The sequence below is a fragment of the Micromonospora sp. LH3U1 genome (genome assembly GCF_028475105.1).
GTDB lineage: Bacteria > Actinomycetota > Actinomycetes > Mycobacteriales > Micromonosporaceae > Micromonospora.
Genome location: NZ_CP116936.1, coordinates 1,717,459 through 1,735,725, shown reverse-complemented (window position 1 = coordinate 1,735,725; position 18,267 = coordinate 1,717,459). Strand labels below are relative to the sequence as shown.

15 protein-coding genes and 1 pseudogene are annotated in these 18,267 nt (G+C 71.7%); 7 read left to right on the top strand and 9 right to left on the bottom strand.

The annotated features are described in order from the left end of the window. The first annotated feature begins 78 nt into the window (after nucleotides 1–78). Together PCA76_RS08035 and PCA76_RS08030 are read left to right on the top strand one after the other, a co-directional pair. Entirely contained in the window at nucleotides 79–1,272 is a 1,194-nt protein-coding gene (locus tag PCA76_RS08035; protein WP_272616419.1) for a thiolase family protein, read from the top strand. Then, on the top strand, nucleotides 1,269–3,338 hold the full coding sequence (locus PCA76_RS08030) for a 3-hydroxyacyl-CoA dehydrogenase NAD-binding domain-containing protein (protein ID WP_272616417.1): 2,070 nt from the start codon (nucleotides 1,269–1,271) through the stop codon (nucleotides 3,336–3,338). Before PCA76_RS08035 ends, PCA76_RS08030 begins: the two co-directional genes overlap by 4 nt. A gap of 140 nt (nucleotides 3,339–3,478) precedes the next feature. Here PCA76_RS08030 and PCA76_RS08025 read toward each other — a convergent pair whose 3' ends face one another. Then, nucleotides 3,479–3,982 (bottom strand): levansucrase, encoded by a 504-nt coding sequence (locus PCA76_RS08025; protein WP_272616416.1) that lies wholly within the window; start codon nucleotides 3,980–3,982, stop codon nucleotides 3,479–3,481. 228 nt (nucleotides 3,983–4,210) lie between these two features. Between PCA76_RS08025 and PCA76_RS08020 the strand changes: the two genes are divergently transcribed. From PCA76_RS08020 to PCA76_RS08010, 3 genes are read left to right on the top strand one after another with little or no spacing between them, the layout of a single operon-like run. Then, complete coding sequence (locus tag PCA76_RS08020; protein ID WP_272616415.1) at nucleotides 4,211–4,549, top strand: ArsR/SmtB family transcription factor; 339 nt, start codon at nucleotides 4,211–4,213, stop codon at nucleotides 4,547–4,549. Continuing rightward, entirely contained in the window at nucleotides 4,546–5,022 is a 477-nt protein-coding gene (locus tag PCA76_RS08015; RefSeq protein WP_272616414.1) for an SRPBCC domain-containing protein, read from the top strand. Before PCA76_RS08020 ends, PCA76_RS08015 begins: the two co-directional genes overlap by 4 nt. Beyond that, entirely contained in the window at nucleotides 5,019–5,645 is a 627-nt protein-coding gene (locus tag PCA76_RS08010) for a dihydrofolate reductase family protein (RefSeq protein WP_272616412.1), read from the top strand. Before PCA76_RS08015 ends, PCA76_RS08010 begins: the two co-directional genes overlap by 4 nt. A gap of 123 nt (nucleotides 5,646–5,768) precedes the next feature. On the opposite strand, the gene PCA76_RS08005 is transcribed toward PCA76_RS08010, so the two are convergent. From PCA76_RS08005 to PCA76_RS07990, 4 genes are all read right to left on the bottom strand, one after another. Further along, the gene (locus PCA76_RS08005) at nucleotides 5,769–6,188 is read right to left on the bottom strand and encodes a VOC family protein (RefSeq protein WP_272616411.1); all 420 of its coding nucleotides are present in this window, start codon (nucleotides 6,186–6,188) and stop codon (nucleotides 5,769–5,771) included. Next, the gene (locus tag PCA76_RS08000) at nucleotides 6,185–6,592 is read right to left on the bottom strand and encodes a VOC family protein (protein WP_272616410.1); all 408 of its coding nucleotides are present in this window, start codon (nucleotides 6,590–6,592) and stop codon (nucleotides 6,185–6,187) included. Before PCA76_RS08000 ends, PCA76_RS08005 begins: the two co-directional genes overlap by 4 nt. A gap of 160 nt (nucleotides 6,593–6,752) precedes the next feature. Then, a complete protein-coding gene (locus PCA76_RS07995; RefSeq protein WP_272616409.1) occupies nucleotides 6,753–7,928 on the bottom strand; it encodes a sensor histidine kinase in 1,176 nt (391 codons plus the stop codon). Continuing rightward, complete coding sequence (locus PCA76_RS07990) at nucleotides 7,925–8,593, bottom strand: response regulator transcription factor (RefSeq protein WP_272616408.1); 669 nt, start codon at nucleotides 8,591–8,593, stop codon at nucleotides 7,925–7,927. The genes PCA76_RS07995 and PCA76_RS07990 overlap by 4 nt, the downstream gene beginning before the upstream one ends. A 143-nt stretch (nucleotides 8,594–8,736) precedes the next feature. On the opposite strand from PCA76_RS07990, the gene PCA76_RS07985 reads away from it, so the two are divergent. Then, a complete protein-coding gene (locus PCA76_RS07985) occupies nucleotides 8,737–9,894 on the top strand; it encodes a peptidase C39 family protein (protein ID WP_272616406.1) in 1,158 nt (385 codons plus the stop codon). Here PCA76_RS07985 and PCA76_RS07980 read toward each other — a convergent pair whose 3' ends face one another. Continuing rightward, nucleotides 9,895–11,181, bottom strand: coding sequence for an outer membrane protein assembly factor BamB family protein (locus tag PCA76_RS07980; protein WP_272616405.1), 1,287 nt, complete (start codon nucleotides 11,179–11,181; stop codon nucleotides 9,895–9,897). Continuing rightward, nucleotides 11,178–12,458 (bottom strand): outer membrane protein assembly factor BamB family protein, encoded by a 1,281-nt coding sequence (locus tag PCA76_RS07975; RefSeq protein WP_272616403.1) that lies wholly within the window; start codon nucleotides 12,456–12,458, stop codon nucleotides 11,178–11,180. The genes PCA76_RS07980 and PCA76_RS07975 overlap by 4 nt, the downstream gene beginning before the upstream one ends. A gap of 127 nt (nucleotides 12,459–12,585) precedes the next feature. Between PCA76_RS07975 and PCA76_RS07970 the strand changes: the two are divergent. Further along, nucleotides 12,586–14,474, top strand: a pseudogene (locus PCA76_RS07970) (hypothetical protein). Here the strand turns inward: PCA76_RS07970 and PCA76_RS07965 are convergent. After that, on the bottom strand, nucleotides 14,475–16,271 hold the full coding sequence (locus tag PCA76_RS07965) for a hypothetical protein (protein WP_272616402.1): 1,797 nt from the start codon (nucleotides 16,269–16,271) through the stop codon (nucleotides 14,475–14,477). Then, nucleotides 16,271–18,043, bottom strand: a complete 1,773-nt coding sequence (locus tag PCA76_RS07960; RefSeq protein ID WP_272619247.1) for a hypothetical protein — start codon at nucleotides 18,041–18,043, stop codon at nucleotides 16,271–16,273. The genes PCA76_RS07965 and PCA76_RS07960 overlap by 1 nt, the downstream gene beginning before the upstream one ends. Nucleotides 18,044–18,267: the final 224 nt, after the last annotated feature.

The following is an 18,267-nucleotide window of genomic DNA, read 5'->3' as shown; positions in this document are numbered from 1 at the left end:
CCGTGTCGGCGACCCTCATTCGATCCGAGTGCCGCCTGCCGGCGTGAAGGCCGAATCACGGTCGAATAGGAGGCTCAAGTGCCCCGTGAAGTTCGAGATGTCGTCTTCGTCGACGGCGTCCGTACCCCGTTCGGCAAGGCGGGTGGCATGTACGCCAACACCCGCGCCGACGACCTGGTGATCCGCTGCATCCGTGAGCTGCTGCGTCGCAACCCGCAGCTACCCCCGGAGCGGGTCGAGGAGGTCGCCATCGCGGCCACCACCCAGATCGGCGACCAGGGCCTCACCATCGGCCGTACCGCCGCCCTGCTGGCCGGTCTGCCCAAGACCGTGCCCGGCTTCGCCATCGACCGGATGTGCGCCGGCGCGATGACCGCGGTGACCACCGTGGCCAGCGGCATCGCGATTGGCGCCTACGACATCGCCATCGCCGGCGGCGTCGAGCACATGGGCCGCCACCCGATGGGTGAGGGCGTCGACCCCAACCCGCGCATCGTCGCGGAGAAGCTGGTCGACCCGTCCGCGCTGGTCATGGGCTCCACCGCGGAGAACCTGCACGACCTGGTCCCGCACATCACCAAGGCGCGCACCGACGCGTTCGCGCTCGCCTCGCAGCAGAAGACCGCCAAGGCGTACGCCAACGGCAAGCTCCAGGACGACCTGGTGCCGATGTCCATCCGCGACGCCGAGGGCGCCTGGGGCCTGGCCACCGTGGACGAGGCTCCGCGGGACACGTCGTTGGAGAAGCTCGGCACCCTGAAGACCCCGTTCCGTCCGCACGGCAAGGTCACCGCGGGCAACGCGGCCGGCCTGAACGACGGCGCCACCGCGAGCCTGCTCGCCGACGAGGCCACCGCGCGCGAGCTGGGCCTGCCCGTGGCGATGCGGCTGGTGTCGTTCGGGTTCGTGGGCGTGGAGCCCGAGGTGATGGGCATCGGCCCGATCCCGTCGACGGAGAAGGCACTGCGTCTCGCCGGGCTCAGCATCGACGATATCGGCCTGTTCGAGTTGAACGAGGCGTTCGCCGTGCAGGTGCTCGCCTTCCTCGACCACTTCGGCATCGCCGACGACGACGCGCGGGTCAACCCGTGGGGCGGGGCGATCGCCATCGGTCACCCGCTGGCCTCCTCCGGCGTACGGCTGATGACCCAGCTGGCCCGCCAGTTCGCCGAGCACCCCGAGGTCCGCTACGGCGTCACCGCGATGTGCATCGGCATCGGCATGGGCGGCACGGTCATCTGGGAGAACCCCCACTGGGAGGGAGCTAAGTGAGCGCACTCGCCGCACCGAACGAGGTCGTCACCAAGGCGCTGCTGCGCCAGGTGAGCGTGCCAGGGCTGGACCGACCCGCCGCCCTGATCACGCTGGACAACGGCTTCGACCACACCAAGCCGAACACCTTCGGCCCGGGCGGTCTGACCAGCCTGGACGAGGCGATCACCGCCGCGCTCGCCGCCGACCCGGCGTTCATCGCGGTCACCGGCAAGCCGTACATCTTCTGCGTGGGCGCGGACATCGTCGGCCTGCCGCAGCTCGCCGACCGCGCGCAGGCGTTGGAGATCGGCCGGCTCGGCCACCGGGTCTTCGCCCGACTCAAGGACAGCACCGTCCCCACCTTCGCGTTCGTCAACGGCGCGGCGATGGGCGGCGGCCTGGAGCTGGCGCTGCACTGCCACTACCGGACGCTCTCCGGTGGTGCGGCGGCTCTGGCCCTGCCCGAGGTCTCCCTCGGTCTGGTGCCCGGCTGGGGCGGCACCCAGCTGCTGCCGAACCTGATCGGCATCCCCGCCGCGACCCAGGTGATCATCCAGAACCCGCTCATGCAGAACAAGATGCTCAAGCCGAAGCAGGCTGCCGAGCTGGGCATCGCGGACGTCCTGCTGGAGCCGGCCGACTTCCTGGAGCGATCCCTGGAGTGGGCCGCCGGCGTGGTCCGGGGTCAGGTCACCGTGACCCGGCCCGAGGTCGACAAGGACATGTGGGCGGGCGTGCTCTACTTCGCCCGGCAGACCCTCGACCAGCGGCTGCACGGCGCGGTCCCGTCCGCGTACAAGGCCCTCGATCTGCTGGAGACGGCGAAGGACGGCGACTTCGCCGCCGGCACCGCCGCCGAGGACGAGGCCCTCGCGGACCTGGTCTTCTCCGAGGAGCTGCGCAGCGGCCTGTACGCCTTCGACCTCGTGCAGCGGCGGGCCAAGCGCCCGGCCGGCGCACCGGACAAGGGTCTGGCCCGCACGATCACCAAGGTCGGCATCGTCGGCGCCGGCCTGATGGCCAGCCAGCTGGCGCTGCTGTTCGCCCGGCGTCTCCAGGTGCCGGTCGTCATGTCCGACCTGGACCAGTCCCGGGTGGACAAGGGTGTCGGCTACGTGCACACCCAGATCGAGAAGGCCGTCACCAAGGGCCGGATGGACAAGGGCACCGCCGCCAAGCTGTACGGCCTGGTCAGCGGCACGGTCGACAAGAGCGCCTTCGCCGACGCTGACTTCGTCATCGAGGCGGTCTTCGAGGACCTGGGCGTCAAGAAGCAGGTCTGGGCCGAGCTGGAGAAGATCGTCTCCCCGGAGGCGGTGCTCGCCACCAACACCAGTTCGCTGTCGATCACGGAGATGGCCGCCGAGCTGGAGCACCCCGAGCGGGTGGTCGGCTTCCACTTCTTCAACCCGGTGGCGGTGCTGCCGCTGCTGGAGATCGTCCGGGGCGAGCGCACCGACGACGCCACGCTGGCCACCGCGTTCGCGGTCGGCAAGCAGCTCAAGAAGTCCTCGGTGCTGGTCAAGGACGCCCCGGCGTTCGTGGTGAACCGGCTGCTCACCCGCTTCCTGGGCACCGTCTTCGCCGCCGTCGACCAGGGCACCCCGCTGGACGTGGCGAACAGCGCACTGGACCCGCTGGGCCTGCCGATGCGCCCGCTCGCCCTGCTCCAACTGGTCGGTCCGGCCGTGGCGTACCACGTGGGCGGCACCCTGCACGCGGCGTACCCGGACCGGTACGGCGTCAGCGAGAACCTGAAGCGGATCGCCGACTCGGGCCAGCCGATCGTGGTCGACGACCAGGTCAACGACGAGGTCGCCAAGCTGCTCGTCGTCGGTGACGAGCCGCTGACCGCCGAGCAGGTACGGCAGAACGCGCTCGACGCGCTCGCGCAGGAGATCCGGCTGATGCTGGACGAGGGTGTGGTCGCCGAGGCGCAGGACATCGACCTGTGCATGATCCTCGGCGCCGGTTGGCCGTTCCACCTGGGCGGCGTCACGCCGTACCTGGATCGGACCGGCACCTCCGAGCGGGTCACCGGCCAGCGGTTCCTGCCGCGTGGGGCGGCGAGCCTGCCCGCCTGAGAAGATCGCAGCGCCACCGTCGCGGTGGTCGGACCGTCCCTCGTGGATGGACCGGCCACCGCGTTCGCTTGTCACGTCGAGCAGCGCTCCTGACCCGTTGGTGACCGGGCCCCGTGCCGTGCGTCAGGGACCGCTTCGCGTCAGGCGACCGGGAAGTACGCGTTCAGCTTGCTGCGCAGGTGGGCGGCGTAGATGATGCCGAGGGCCGGGTTGCCGCGGTACGCGGCGGCCACGCCGGTGCCGGCGTCCACTGCCACCGGTCGGGCGAGCGCGGCGAACTTCACCCGCTGCTTCTCCTGCGCCCAGGCCGAGGCCGCCGGCTCGATCTGGGTGCCGACCAGTGCGGGGATCACCGCCACCCCGTTCTGGAAGCCGCGCAGTTGCCCCTTGCGGGCCAGTACGTAGTCCATTGCCGAGGTGCTGAACGCCTCCAGGGTGGCGGCCGTGACCAGCGCCGCGGGCGCGGCGATCGTGAACAGGTGCAGCTTGGTCGCCATCCACCGCAGCTTGAAGTCGCCCCGGTAGCCGACCAGCACCGGCACGCCGCCCCAGTCCTCGATCGTCACCTCGCAGCCGTCGGCCCGCAGCCGCTCACCGGTCGCGGTGAGATACGCCTGCACCGGCTCTGTCGCCGTCGTGCCCATCTGCCCACACGCCTTTCACCCGCTGCCCTGGCCGCTCATCTAACACCACCGCGGCCCGCCCCGCCGCCCCTGTCGATCATGGACCGGACACCGGGTCAAGCAGGGTTCCGACCCAGGCTTTTCGGGGCGGCGGCAGGCCCCGGCCGCCGCCGTCACGGCAGGGCACTCCAGGGGGACGCCAATACTTTGCCCTTGCGCTAAGTGTCATCTCACGCAACACTTAGCCGCATGGCACAGTATTCGCCGCAGCTCGACGGCGTGTTCGTCGCCCTCGCTGACCCGACCCGCCGCTGGGTCATCCGACGCCTTGGCCACGGTCCGACGAGCGTTGGCGATCTCGCCCGCGAGTTTCCGATGACCCTTCCCTCGTTCATGAAGCACGTGCAGACGCTCGAGTCGAACGGACTGATCCGCACGACCAAGTCCGGCCGGGTGCGCACCTGCGTGCTCAACCGCGAGCGCCTCGCCGTCATCGACGACTGGCTCGCGGAGCAGCGCCGGATCTGGGAAGAGCGCACGGATCGCCTCGAACGCCTCGTCACCGATCAGCAGGAGAACCAGCAATGAATCCCGACCTGGACCTGACCTTGGCGCGGGTCATCCGCGCCCCTCGCGCCGCCGTGTGGAGCGCCTGGACCGACCCGTCTCGCTTCGAGAAGTGGTGGATCCCGGCGCCGGCCCTGTGCCGCGTCGATCGCTTGGACGTCCGGCCCGGTGGCGCGCTCGTGACTCGACTGAGCGACGACGGGGTGGAGTTCGTCCCGCACCTCGATGCGTGCTTCCTCGTCGTCGACGATCTCGAGCGGATCGTGTTCACGAACGTGATCGACAGCGCCTGGCGGCCCGCGAACCCTACCCCGGTCCCCATGACCGCGGAGATCACCATGAGAGATCATCCGGACGGCACGGACTACCGGATCATCGTCCGCCACGGTGATCCCGCCGCTCGCGTCCGTCACGAGAATCTCGGCTTCGCGGACGGCTGGGGCTCGGTCACCGGACAACTCGCCGGGCTCGCCGAAAGCCAGGGTGCGCTATGAAGATCACCCTTACCGAGTTCGTGACTCTCGACGGGGTCAGCCAGGGTCCTGGCTCGCCGACCGAGGATACGAGCGACGACTTCACCCGGGGCGGCTGGCTCGTGCCCTACCTGGACGAACTCTTCGTTCGGCGCACCTCTGACTGGCTAGGTCTCGCCGACGGTCTGCTGCTCGGGCGGCGAACCTACGAGGCGTTCGCTCGCGACTGGCCGCTGATCACCGACCCGAACGATCCGTTCACCGAACGGATGAACTCACTACCGAAGTACGTCGTAACCAACACCCTGGCAGAGGGTAGCTGGCACCCGACGACGGTGCTCCGCGGCGACCCGATCCACACCGTCGGGAAGCTCAAGGCGCAGCCAGGACGGGAACTCCAGATCCACGGCAGTGCGCGACTTGGCAAGGCCCTGTTGTCGGCCGGTCTCGTCGACACACTCCGACTCGTCGTCGCCCCCACCGTGGCCGGTTCCGGACGGCGGCTACTCGACCACCCGAGCGCACCCGTCGGCCTCCGACCCGTTCACCACGAAGTGACGGCGAACGGCCTGCTCCTGCTCGAGTACGAGCATGTCGGCGCTGCCCCGGTTGCGGAATACGAGGGCGTCACCGCCTTCGTCTAGTCACCACGTCCACGATGCGGCCCGACTACTGCCTGAATCTCGGTCATGTCCCCGCCCCGGCAGCGTGGTAACGAGGCCCCGGCCGCCGGAAGGCGGCCGGGGCCCCGTGCCGTACGCCGGCGGTCAGGCCGGTTCGGCAACTCCCGCCGCGGCCCGCGCCGCCGCTGCCGCCGCCCGCTCGGCCACATTGCCGAGTACGCAGAACTCGTTGCCCTCCGGGTCGGCGAGCACCACCCAACCCCCGCCCGTCGGGCTGACGTGATCGGCGACGAGCGTCGCGCCGATGCCGAGTAGTCGCTCGACCTCCTCGGCCCGGGTCCGGTCGGCCGGTTGCAGGTCGAGGTGTAGCCGGTTCTTCACCGCCTTGTCCTCGGGCACGGCGATGAAGAGCACCTCCGGGCCGCCCGGCGGCAGGAGCATCGCCTCCGGGTCACCGGGGAAGTCGTCGGGCTGCCGTGGGCAGTCGAAGACCTGCGACCAGAAGCCGGCCAGCGCGTACGTGTCGTGGCAATCGATGCTGATGTTATGAATGATCGAACTCACAGCTGGTCCTCCACAGTGGTGGTAGGGACACGCTCCCCGGCGCTGCGGACCACGCAGAACTCGTTCCCCTCCGGGTCCGCGAGCACCGCCCAACCCGTCCCGTCGGCGTGCCGTCGGTCGGCGACCATCGTGGCCCCGAGGCCGAGCACCCGCTCGACCTCCTCGTCCCGGGTCCGATCGACCGGTTCCAAGCAGATGTGCAGCCGGTTCTTGGTCACCTTGTCTTCCGGCACTTCTTGGAAGAACAGGTCCGGCGTGGTCTCGTCCTGCGGCAGCAGGACCGCCTCCGGATCACCCGGGGCGTCCTCGGAGTGCCGGGCGTACCCGAGCACCGCCGACCAGAAGCCGGCCAGGGCGTACGTGTCGTGACAGTCGAAACTGATGTTGCGGATCCGTGGATACACGGGTGTTCCCTCCGTGTTGGATGGGACGCTCCGCCACCGGGAGTCAGCCGAGGAAGACCCGGGGCGCGGAGCCAGACATGGTGGACATCGACGCACCCCCCTTCGATCTCGAGCTGACAGAGTGATCTTTTCATCGGCTGAGGACCGGACGCAACCCCGTTCAGCCGGTCGCGGGCACCGAGCCGTTCAGCGCCGGGGCGTCCGCCGACGGCAGGGTGACGGTCACCTCCAGGCCACCGCCGGGCTGCGCGATCACCCGTACCGTGCCGCCGTGAGCCGTGCAGACCGCCCGGACGATGGACAGCCCCAGACCCGAGCCGCGGGCGCCGGTGCGTTCCCGGCCGCCACGCCGGAACGGCTCGAACAGCCCCGGCACGTCGGCCTGGTCCACCTCGAAACCGGTGTTGCCCACGACGAGCCAGGAGCGGTCGCCGTCGGTGCCGGTACGCACCCAGAGCCGGCCGTGCAGGTGGTTGTAGCGGACCGCGTTCTCGATGAGGTTGCCGGCCAACCGGTCGAGCAACCCCGGATCACCGACGACCGGCGCGGACTCCAGCGACGTCTGTACCCGCAGCCCGATCCGCTCCACCTCGCGGCGCATCGCCGACAACGCGTTCACGGTGCCCGCCGCGAGGTCACACTCGGTACGCCGGCCCAGCTGCCGCCCGGCCTGCGCCTCGCTGCGGGCCAACACCAGCAGCGCGTCCACCAGGCCGTTGGCCCGCTCGGACGCGTCGCGGACCACGGTCGCCATTCGGCGGTACTCGGCGGCGTCCGCGTCGTCGTCGCTGAGCGTCACGTCGATCTCGGTCCGCATCACGGCGAGCGGGGTACGCAGCTCGTGCGAGGCGTTCGCCACGAAGCGCTTCTGCGCCTCGAACGCGGACGCGATCCGGTCCAGCATGGCGTCGAACGTCTTGGCCAGCTCGGCCACCTCGTCGTCGGCGCCCGAGTAGCCGATCCGCTGGTCCAGGGTCGCCTCGCCGAGCCGCTGCGCGGTCGCGGTGACCTGGTGCAGTGGGCGCAACGCCCGACCGGCCACCGCGTACGCGCCGGCCACCCCGACCACACTGATCGCCAACAGCGCGACCAGGCCCTTGGCCAGCAACTCCCCGGAGGCGGCGTCGACAAGTTGCCGCTGCCACTGGGCGGCGTCCATCTGCCGACCGTCGGAGAGCAGCACGATCGTGCCGGGCAGCAACTCGTCGGTGGGTCGCAGCGCGTCGCGGACCAGCAGCCAGGCCAGCACCACGAGGATCGCTCCCGCGCCGATCAGCAGCACCCCGTTGAGCAGGGTCAGCCGCAGCCGCAGGGTGGGTCGCAACCGGCGGCTCATGCGCCCACCTCGGCGGTGCGGTAACCCGCGCCGACCACCGTCTCGATGAGCGGCGGGTCACCGAGCTTCTTGCGCAGCGTCATCACGGTGACCCGGACGATGGTGGTGAACGGGTCGGTGTTCGCGTCCCAGACCCGTTCCAGCAGTTCCTCGCTGGAGACCACCGCGCCGCGCGCCTTGAGCAGCTCGCTGAGCACCCCGAACTCCTTGTTGGTGAGGTCGACCGGCACCCCGGCGCGGGTGACCACCCGGCGGGCCGGGTCGAGCACCAGGTCGGCCAGTTCGAGCACCGGCGGCGCGGCGGGGGTGGCCCGCCGGCCCAGCGCCTGCACCCGGGCGACCAACTCGTCGAACGCGAACGGTTTCGGCAGGTAGTCGTCCGCGCCGAGTTGCAACCCCTCCACCCGGTCGGCCACCGTGCCGCTCGCGGTGAGCATCAGCACCCGGGTCAGCGCGCCGGAGGCGGCCAGGTCGGCGCAGATCTGGTCACCGTGCACGCCCGGCAGGTCGCGGTCCAGCACCACCACGTCGTACCGGGTGACGAACGCCGCCTCGTGGCCGGCGTCGCCGTCGTACGCCACGTCGACCGCCATCCCCCGCTTGCGCAACCCGCGTGCGATCGCGTCGGCGAGGTTGCGCTCGTCCTCCACCACCAGTACCCGCATCCCCGGCCTCCTCGCTGCTGACCACCGCCAACCTAGTGCCGGCCGGCAACCATCGTCCCTCGCCGCCCGCGCCGGTCGACGTTGCGGGCCATTGCGGCGTACGCGATGCTGTCCGGCGGCACCGAGCGACGGACGGACCGGACATGAGCATCGCGGCACCACTCACCCGGCGGGACATCGCCTACCGAGGCTTTCACCTGCCGGCCGAGACGACGGCCGGCGGCGGCGACGGCCTGCTCGTCACCGATCGAGGGCTGGTTCTCGAAGGCGCCGGCGAGCGGGGCACCTGGACGTCACCGCCGGTGCGGGTCGGTTTTCCGGTCGCCGAGGTGGTGCCGTCCTGGACCGCCGACAGCCCGGACGGCTGCTGGATCGAGGTCGAACTGCGCGGCTGGCACGGTGACGCCCCCGCCACCGACTGGTACCGGCTGGCCCGCTGGGCGGCCGACGACCACTCGGTGCGACGCACCTCGGTACCAGGGCAGCGCGACGGCGACGCCCGAGTCGACACCGACACCCTGATCGTGACCGGGGCGACGGTCAGCGGTTGGCAGGCGCGGGTGACCTTGTGCCGGCCGACCGGCAGCCCGACCAGTCCAGTGCTGCGCAGCGTCGGCGCGGTCGCCACCGGCCCCACCCCGACCGGCCCGACCGAGCAGCCGGGGTACGACGCGGACTCCGCCGCTGCCCGTGGACGGGTGCTGGACGTGCCCCGCTACTCGCAGCGGCTGCACGCCGGCCAGTACCCGCAGTGGGGTGGCGGCGGCGACTCCTGGTGCAGCCCCACCTGTACCTCCATGGTGCTCGCGTACTGGGGTGCCGAGCCGGCGCCGGAGCACTACGCCTGGGTGGACCCGTCCGGCCCGCGTCCGGTGGTGGTGCACGCCGCCCGGCACTGCTACGACCACGCGTACGCCGGGGCCGGCAACTGGCCGTTCAACACCGCGTACGCCGGCCTGCACGGGGTGGACGCGTTCGTCACCCGGCTGCGATCGCTGGTCGAGGCGGAGGCATTCATCGCCGCCGGTATCCCCCTGATCGTCTCCGCCGCGTTCCGCGCCGACGAGGTGCCGGGGCTCGCCTACGACACCAGTGGACACCTCATGGTGCTGGTCGGTTTCACCGCCGACGGCGACCCGGTGCTCAACGACCCGTACGCCCCGGACGACGACTCGGTCCGCCGTACCGTGCCCCGGCAGCGGTTCGAGGCGGTCTGGCAGCGCGGCAGCGGCGGTGTGACGTACGTGCTGCGACCCCCGTCGGTGCCGCTGCCCCCGCCGCCCGCCCAGCCCAACTGGTGATCAGTCGGGCAACTGCCACAGTTTGAACGAACCGTCCACGTGCCGGCACTGCAGTTGGTCGACGATCGCCTGGCACTCCCCGGTGGCATCCGGCAGCACGTCCAGCATGCGAACCTCCCCGGCCCGGACATCCAGCTTCGCGACGAGCAGCCCGCCGTCCGGGCGCCGGCGCACGCCGATCAGCGGGCCGTCGAGGCCGAACTGGGCCAGCTCCCAACGACCCAGCTCGGCCAACACTCGACCGGTCATCGGATCGAGCACGGCGAGCTGCTGCAGGGCGGCGCCCGAGCTGTTCACCGTGCTGGCCACCAGCCGTCCGCCGTGTGGGGACACCCAGTCCCAGCGGTCGCTGCTCCACCGCGCCTCGCCGGTCACGCGGTCGACCGCCCACAGCCCGTTGGAACGGGTCCGCAGACACAGGACGGGGCCGCAGTCCTCCACGAAATCGACCTGGCCGGCTGGGCTGTTCCAGCGTCGGTCCAGCCGGTCCAACCCGTACGCGGTCACCGTGGCCGGTACCCCACCGACGGTCAGCAGGAGCTCGTTCACCACCTGCACGTACCCGAGCGTCCCGCCGCCGGGCGGACGCAGGTCGGCCCGGGCCAGCACCGCACCGGTGATCGCGTCACGTACCTCGGTCGGCCCGTCCACCCGGTTGAGCACCAGCCGGTCCACCCCGTCGTCGGTGTCCCGGACGTTGACGTAGTCGGCGGCGTCGGTCAGTTGCCAGCGCACGGTGCCACAGCAGGGATCAACCGCGCGCAGGCTGACCGGCTCGTCATCGTCGCCGGACTGCAGCAGCATGTTGCCGTCGGCCAACCTGTTGGCGCTGCCCGGCTGCTGCCACCGGTACGCGCCGGTCGCCAGGTCCAACGCCACCGTGAGCGTGCCCTGGCCCTCCGGGCCTATCTCGTACCCGGTGGCCAGCAGCATCCCCGCCAGTGGTGAGACTCCCCAGTACCGGGCCACCATTGGCAGCGACGCCTGCCAGACCGGGTCGCCGCCGGGCAGCCGGAACGCGGCCAGCCGCTGCGGCTTCTGCGCGTTGGTCGCATCGATGACCACGAGCAGGTCGCCGAGGACCACGACGTCAGCCCCGGCCGAGCCCGGCAACGTCACCGCGGCCCGTCGGGGCTGCGGCACGGCGGCGGAGGCGAGAGTGAGCAGTACGAGCAGCAGCGCCAGCGCGCAGCGCAGCTGCCGGCCATTGGCCCGGGGTGGGCGGGGCAGCGGGTCCGGGTCCTGCCCGTGCCGCAGCTCACCGAGGTCGATCACCGGGCCGGTCACCGCGGCAACCGCCACAGCGCGGTCGAGCCGTCGAGGCGTCGGCAGAGCAGGATCGGGAGGGACGCCTGGCAACTGCCGGCGACGTCCGGCAGCACGTCGATGATGCGCGATCGGCCGGCCACCAGGTCCAGTTCGCCGACGACCAGTCGGCCGTCGTCCCCCGACCGCACCCCGATCACCGGATCGTCGCGCCCGAGCACCGGCACCAGGTCCCACTCACCCAACTCGGCCCGAGACCGCCCGGTCGCCGCGTCCCGCACCGCGTACCGCTGGCCGGCCCCGGCCATGAGCAGCCGGTCGTGCCGGACGTCGGCCAGCAGTTCCTCGCCCGGGTCCGACCAGCGCACCACTCCGGTGGCCGGATCGAGGACCTGGAGGCCGCCGGTCTGCTGCAGCACGCAGATCAGGTCGCCGCAACCAACCACAAAGGACACCAACGGCACCTCGGCCGTCCACCGAGGCTCCAGCCCGGCCAGCCCGTAGCTCACCAACCGGGTACTGCCGGGCGGGACGAGCAGCAGCAGATCGTCGACGACGTGCACCCGCTGGAACGCCGACCGGTCGCCGGACAGCGTGTCGACGCTGCGCAACAGGCGGCCGGTCCCGGCGTCGTGCACCTGCACTTCGCCGGTCGGCTGCACGAGCACGAACCGGTCGACCTGGCCGCCGGCCACGTGATAACCCGGGTACCCGGGTGGCGGAACGGGCACCGACCAGAGCACCCGGCCGTTGTCGGGCTCGACCCGGCTCATCGCGCCCGCCCCGTCTCCCGGGAGATCCGCCAGCAGCAGGCCGCCGTCGGCAATCGGTTGGGGAGCACCCGGTTGCCGCCAACGTTGCTGGCCCGTCTCGGCGTCGTAGGCGGTGGTCTGGAACACGCCGTTCGCGGCGCTGACCCCCATCGCCAGCACCAGCCCCCGCTCGACCTGGACGTCGAGGTAGTCCCCGTAGCGGACCAGCGAAACCTGCCACCGCCGCCGCAGATCCGCGCCGGCGCCCGGCGACGGCTGGGCGTACGCGGTCAGGAAGCGGTCCTCGTTGGGTGTCGGCGGGTCGACCACGAAGACGCCGTCCGCGGCGAGGTACGCCGTGGCACCCCGCGCTGCCGGCACCACGCTCACCGTCCGTTGCGGCGGCGGTGTCGCAGCGGCCAGCACCACCAGGGCGAGCAGCAGCACGGCGGAGCTGCGCAGCGGGCGGCCAGCGGCGCGCGGCCGGCGACGCGGCGGCACCACTGCCGGCTCGTCCCGGACCTCGCCCAGATCGATGATCGACAACAATCGCCCTTCCGTCACCGCGTACGGCTCGCCGACGGGTTGATGTCCGGCAAACCGACCGTTGGCGCACCGGCCCGGCACAAGCGACGCGCCCTCGCCTGTACGATGGCGCGTCGTGGCTGTGCCGGTGGTAGACCCTTCGCTGAATTCCGTGACCAACGCCGACCCGGCCGAGGTCGAGCCGACACGGAGGCCTCGACGCCGCCCGGCCCGAGCCGATCTGTTGGCCCTCGGAGCCTATGTGCTGCTGGGCATCTTCGTCTGCCTCAACTACTGGGGTGACGTCACCGGTCGGGTCTCCTCGCACCTGCCCACCGACCACAGCTGGTTCGAGTGGCTGTTCGCGCACGGCGCGTACTCGGTGCGGCACCTGGAGAACCCGCTGTTCACGGCCCAGCAGAACGCCCCCGACGGGGTGAACATGATGGCCAACACCTCGCTGCTCGGGGTGACCCTGCCGCTGGCCCCACTGACCATGCTGCTCGGCCCCCAGGTGATGTACGCGCTCTACCTGGGTGGGGCGTTGGCGGCCACCGCCGGCACCGGCTACTGGATGCTCTCCCGCCACCTGGTGCGCTCCCGAGCGGCGGCCTTCGTCGGCGGCGCGTTCCTCGGTTTCGCGCCGGGAATCATCCACCACGCCAACGGCCAGCCCAACTTCGTGTCCAACTTCCTGCTGCCGCTGATCGTGGTGCGGGTGCTGCGCCTGGCTGAGCCGGGCCGGTGGCGGCGCAACGGGCTCGTGCTCGGGGCGCTGGTGACGTACCAGATCTTCATCAACGAGGAGATGTTGCTGCTCACCGCGCTGGCCTGCCTGGTCGTCGTGCTGGCGTACGCCGTGCAACGTCCGAGGGCCACGCGGGCCGCCGCCGGCACGTTCCTCGCCGGGCTCGGCGTCGCCGGTGGTCTGACCCTGGTGCTCTCGGCGTACCCGATCTGGTTCCAGTTCAACGGCCCGCAGTCCTACCGGGGGCTACAGGGCGGCGTCTTCCACAACTGGGGCGAGGACCTGGTCGCCTTCGTCACGTTCGCCCGGGACACCTGGGCCGGTGACCCGGCGGTGGAGAAGACGATCGGGCTGACCGAGCAGAACACCTGGTTCGGCTGGCCGCTGGTGCTGCTCTCGCTGGTGGCTCTGGTGCTGCTCGTGCGCCGGTCGCTGGCCACCCGGATCGTCGCGGTGCTCATCGTGGTGTTCAGCGTGGCCGCGATCGGGCCGTGGGTGCGCTTCAACGGCGTGGAGACGGGTGTGCGCGGCCCGTGGTCGTACGTGTCGGATGACCTGCCGCTGGTCGAGATGATGATGCCGACCCGGTTGACGCTGGTGGTCGCCGCCGCGGTGGGCGTACTGCTCGCGCTGACCTGGGACGCCGCGTACCGCCAGGGGCGCCCGGTGGCCGACCGGCCGCGGGTGCCGGCCCAGCGCGCGGGCGAACCAGACCCGGCGACGTCCGACGAGCAGGCCGCCTCCGCGCCGGCCCCGGTGCGCCGTCGGTGGCTGCGCCCGGTGGGGTACGCGGCGGTCGCCCTCGCCGTCCTGCCGCTCTTCCCCGGCCGCTGCCCGCCCAGCAGATCGACCCGCCGCCGCACTTCATCAGCGCGGGCGGCTGGCGGCCGTACGTGCCGGCGGGCCGGACCCTCGTGCCGGTGCCGATCCCGAGCAACGTGCACGGCCTGCCGACGCTGCGCTGGAGCGCGCTGACCGGGCAGGAGTTCCCCGTCCCCGGCGGCTACTTCATCGGCCCGAACGAGCTGGGCGAGGGCGTCTTCGGCGCACCGAACCGGCCCACCAGCAGCCTCATCTACTCCACCATGGACCGTGGTGCGGTGCCGGTGCTCACCGACGAGAACCGCCGCCAGGCCGTCGAGGATCTGCGGTTCTGGCGGGCGTCGGTGGTGGTGCTCGGGGCGCACCCGCGCGAGGCGGTGCTGCGCGAGCTGGTCACCGGTCTGCTCGGGCCGCCGCAGCGGGTCGACGACGTCTGGGTCTGGGACGTCCGCGCCCTGGTGAAGTAGTCAGCCGACGCGGTCCCGGACGTCCCACACCCACCCGCCGTCGACCGGTCGACCTGGGCCGATCAGGTCGTCGACGGTTCGGCGGACGGGGTCACTGTGCTCCAGCCGGCCGAGCACCACCACTGCGGCACGCCAGTGCCGCAGATCCTCGACGGCCTGGCGGCGATCCTCGTCGGTGAGCACCGGCACCACGCCGGTCTCGGCCACCCGGCGTAACAGCACCGACGTGGGCCGGTCCGGCGCGCCCCAGCGGGCCGCCGGGTCGTCCGGGCCGCTGGGGCCGATGAAATAACCGCCGGGCGCGGGAAACGCCAGACCGGTCCGGGCGGACCAGAGCATCGCCGGGCTGCGCGCCGCGCCGGTGACCGGAGGCACCGCGACCACCGTCCGGCCGTGCGGCACCAGCGGACGCCAACCACCGTCGGCGACGAACGCCGGCACCGGCGCGACCGGCACCACACGGATCGGCGTCGGGATCAGGGGCAGCAACGCGGCGGCGACCGCGCCGGCCCACAGCAGCCGCACCGGCAGGCCCGGCGCAGCCGTCGGCCCGCGTGCGACCCGGACCCGGTCCAGGGACAGCGCCACCAGCACACCCAGCACCGGTATGCAGACCAACGCGAACCGGGCCGGCACCGCGAGGTCGAGCAGCGGCAGTGCGGCGACCAGCCGGTACGGCCCGGGGATGCCGGTGGCGTGGCCGTCCACCCGCAGTTCGTTGCCGAGCGACAGCAGGGCGAAGACCACGCCAAGACCGCCCAGCGCCCGGACCAGTGGTCGTCGCCACTGCCAGATCACGATCACCACGGCGAGCACCAACAGCCCTGGGCCGAAGAACGAGTTCTCCTCTGTCGGGTTCGGCGAGAGCAACCCCGGCAGCCAGTCGTCACCGAGCACGGTCTGCCGGGCCGACGCCGTGAAGGACGCAGCGTCCAACTGGAAGCCGTGTGTGGCGAACGCCATGCCCGAGTAGTGCTGCGGGCCATGGAACTGAAACCACAGCGGGTACGCCAGCGGCACCGCCGCCACCCCGGCCGCCACCGCCAGCCGACCGAAGAGGGCCGGCGCGAGCCGCCGGGCGGCCACCCGATCGGCGAGCGCGTAGCCCAGCGCGAAAACCCCGGCCGCGAGCGCCAGGAAGACCAGCACCTCCTCGCCGATGAAGACCTGCCAGGCGAGCAGCAGCCCGAGGCCGACGCCGGGCCGCAACACGCCGTCGTGCGCCGCCTCCGAGGCGGGCCGGAACACCAGGGCGAGGATCGCGGGCACCAGGAACTGTGCGGCGATGTGCAGGTGCGCGCCCGCCTGAGCGATCATGCCCGGGGCGAAGCCGCAGATCAGCCCGCCGACCGCCGCCGCTGACCGGGTGCCGACCAACCGGCGGCGCAGCAGCACGTACCAGGCGGCGGCGGTGCCGGCGAGGCAGCAGACGACCGCCACGCAGAACGCCACCTGCGAGCCGAAGAGCACGGTGACCGGAGTCAGCGGGACACCCAGGCCGAGCACCGACGTGTTCGCCATCAGGTTGACCCCGTCGGGCGCGTTCAACCCGGCGCTGTAGAGCGGATTCTCCCCCTCGACCACGGCGTGAGCCGCGTGGGCCAGCATCCACTCGAAGAGGATCTGGTCACCCGCCTGGTGGAACAGCCGCCACGGGTGACCCCACTGGGCGCTGGTCAACACCACGGCGAGCCCCAGATAGCCGGCCACCACCAGCACGTCGCGAAGCCAGGCCGGCCGGGACGTGCTGGCCGCTGCCGGGGGCGACGTCGCCGGGGACGCCGTCCCGGTCGCCATCAGACCGAGCGGTCGGTGAGCGCCCGGACGTCCCAGACCCAGACATCCAACTCCTGGCGGCCCGGGCCGACCATCTCCTCGACGGTACGGCGCAGCGGCTCCGCGTTGTGCTGCCGTACCGGCAGCACCAGGATCGCCGCCCGCCAGTGCCGCAGCTCGTCGGTGAAACGGCGGCGCTGCCGGTCGTCGAGCTTGGGCGTCCGGCCGGTGGTCGCCACCTCCTCCAGCATCTGGCCCACCCCGCTGGGCCGCCCGCCGAACCGGCCCGCGTCACCGGTGTTGCCGTTTCGGGGTGCGAGGAAGTAACCACCGGGAATCTTGAAGTCCAGGTTGGTGGCCGCCGCCCACCGCATGCCGTGCGTGTTGCCCATGCTGGGCACCGGGATCGGCACCAGCGTCTGGTCCGGCCCGACGTACGCCCGCCAGCGGTCGGCGGTGATGAAGTCCGGCACCGGCGGCCGGGAGACCATCCGCAGCGGCATCGGGGCGATCGGCAGCAGCGCGAACGCCAGGCCCGCGGCGGTGAGCACCCGTACGGTGCGCCGGTCGGCCGGGCGTAGCGCCCAGGCCCGCTCGACGGCGAGCGCGAGCAGCAGACCGATCACCACGCTGGTGATCAGCCCGAACCGGGTCGGCACCACCGCGTCCAGCAGCGGTAGGTGGACCAGCGACTCCCACGGGCCGGTGACCAGATCCCGGTCCCACCAGGAGACCCGCTCGCCGAGGGAGAGCACGGCGAAGAGCAGGCCGGTCACCGCGAGCGCCCGAACGATCAGCTCCCGGCGCAGCCAGACCACGATGCCGATGGCGAGCATCGACAGGCTCCAGCCGAAGAAGGCGTTCTCCTCGGAGTAGTTCGGCGCGAGGTTGATGTTGGCGCGCTGGTTGCCGCCCAGGGTGGGCGAGCCGGGAGCGAAGAAGGCGGCGATGTCGTTGCCGTAGTCCTGCACCGCGTCGCTGAGCCCGTGGTAGGCCATCGGCCCGGCGAACTGCACGTACAGGGGGTACGCCAGCAGCGCCCCGGCCAGCAGCGCGCAGCTCACCACGCCGACGCCCAGGGGCCGCCACGCCGCCCGCCAGCGGGCCGGTTCCTGGGCGAGCACCGCCAACAGGAAGACGCCGCACGCCAGCGCCGTGAACAGCAGAATCTCCTCGTTGATGAACGCCTGCGCGGCGACCAGCAGGGCGAGCAGCGCACCGTCACGAACCGGCCGGCGGGACCGGGTGAGCACCAGCACCCGCCACACGATGAACGGCAACAGGAACTGGCTGATGATGTTCGGGTGCCAACTGGCGTGCGAGAGCATCGCGGGCGAGAACCCGCAGAACCAACCGCCGACCGCGGCCGCGAGCGGAGTACGCACCAGGTGGCGGGAGAGCATGAGGTACCAGGCCATGGCGGTGCCGGCGAGGCCGAGCGTCACCAGCACCACGAACGAGACCGCCGGCCCGAACAGCAGTGTCACCGGGACCATCGGGATGCCCAGCGCCAGCACGGCCGTGTTGGCCATCAGGTTGACGCCGTCGGGATAGTTGAACTGCTCGGTGTAGAACGGGTACTCGCCGTGCAGCACCACACGTACCGAGTGGGCGAGGAAGAACTGCACCTGGGCCGGGTCACCGGTGTAGAGCGAGGCCACCCGGCCGGACGGGTCCAGCCAGATCCGGCCGGTCACCCAGACCGCGGCGATGAGGAACAGCCCGCCCACCGCCAGGTGCTGCCGCCGCCGAGTCCACCGACGCCACCACGCCTGCTTCGGTACGGCCGCCACATCCTCGGCCGACGCTTCGGCTTCGGCCCGCGCCTCGGGCTGGGTCGGTGCGGTGGAGGAGCCGGTCAACGCGGCAGGGCCGGCGAGGAGGTCGACCGGTGTGCGATAGCTCACGATCTCGTCGGAGCCGGCTGCCGCCTCCGGGTGCGGCGCGGGCAGGGCGCGGGACTCGGCAGGCGTCACAGTCGGCGGAGTCTACCGGAGCAATGAAAACGCACTAAAGC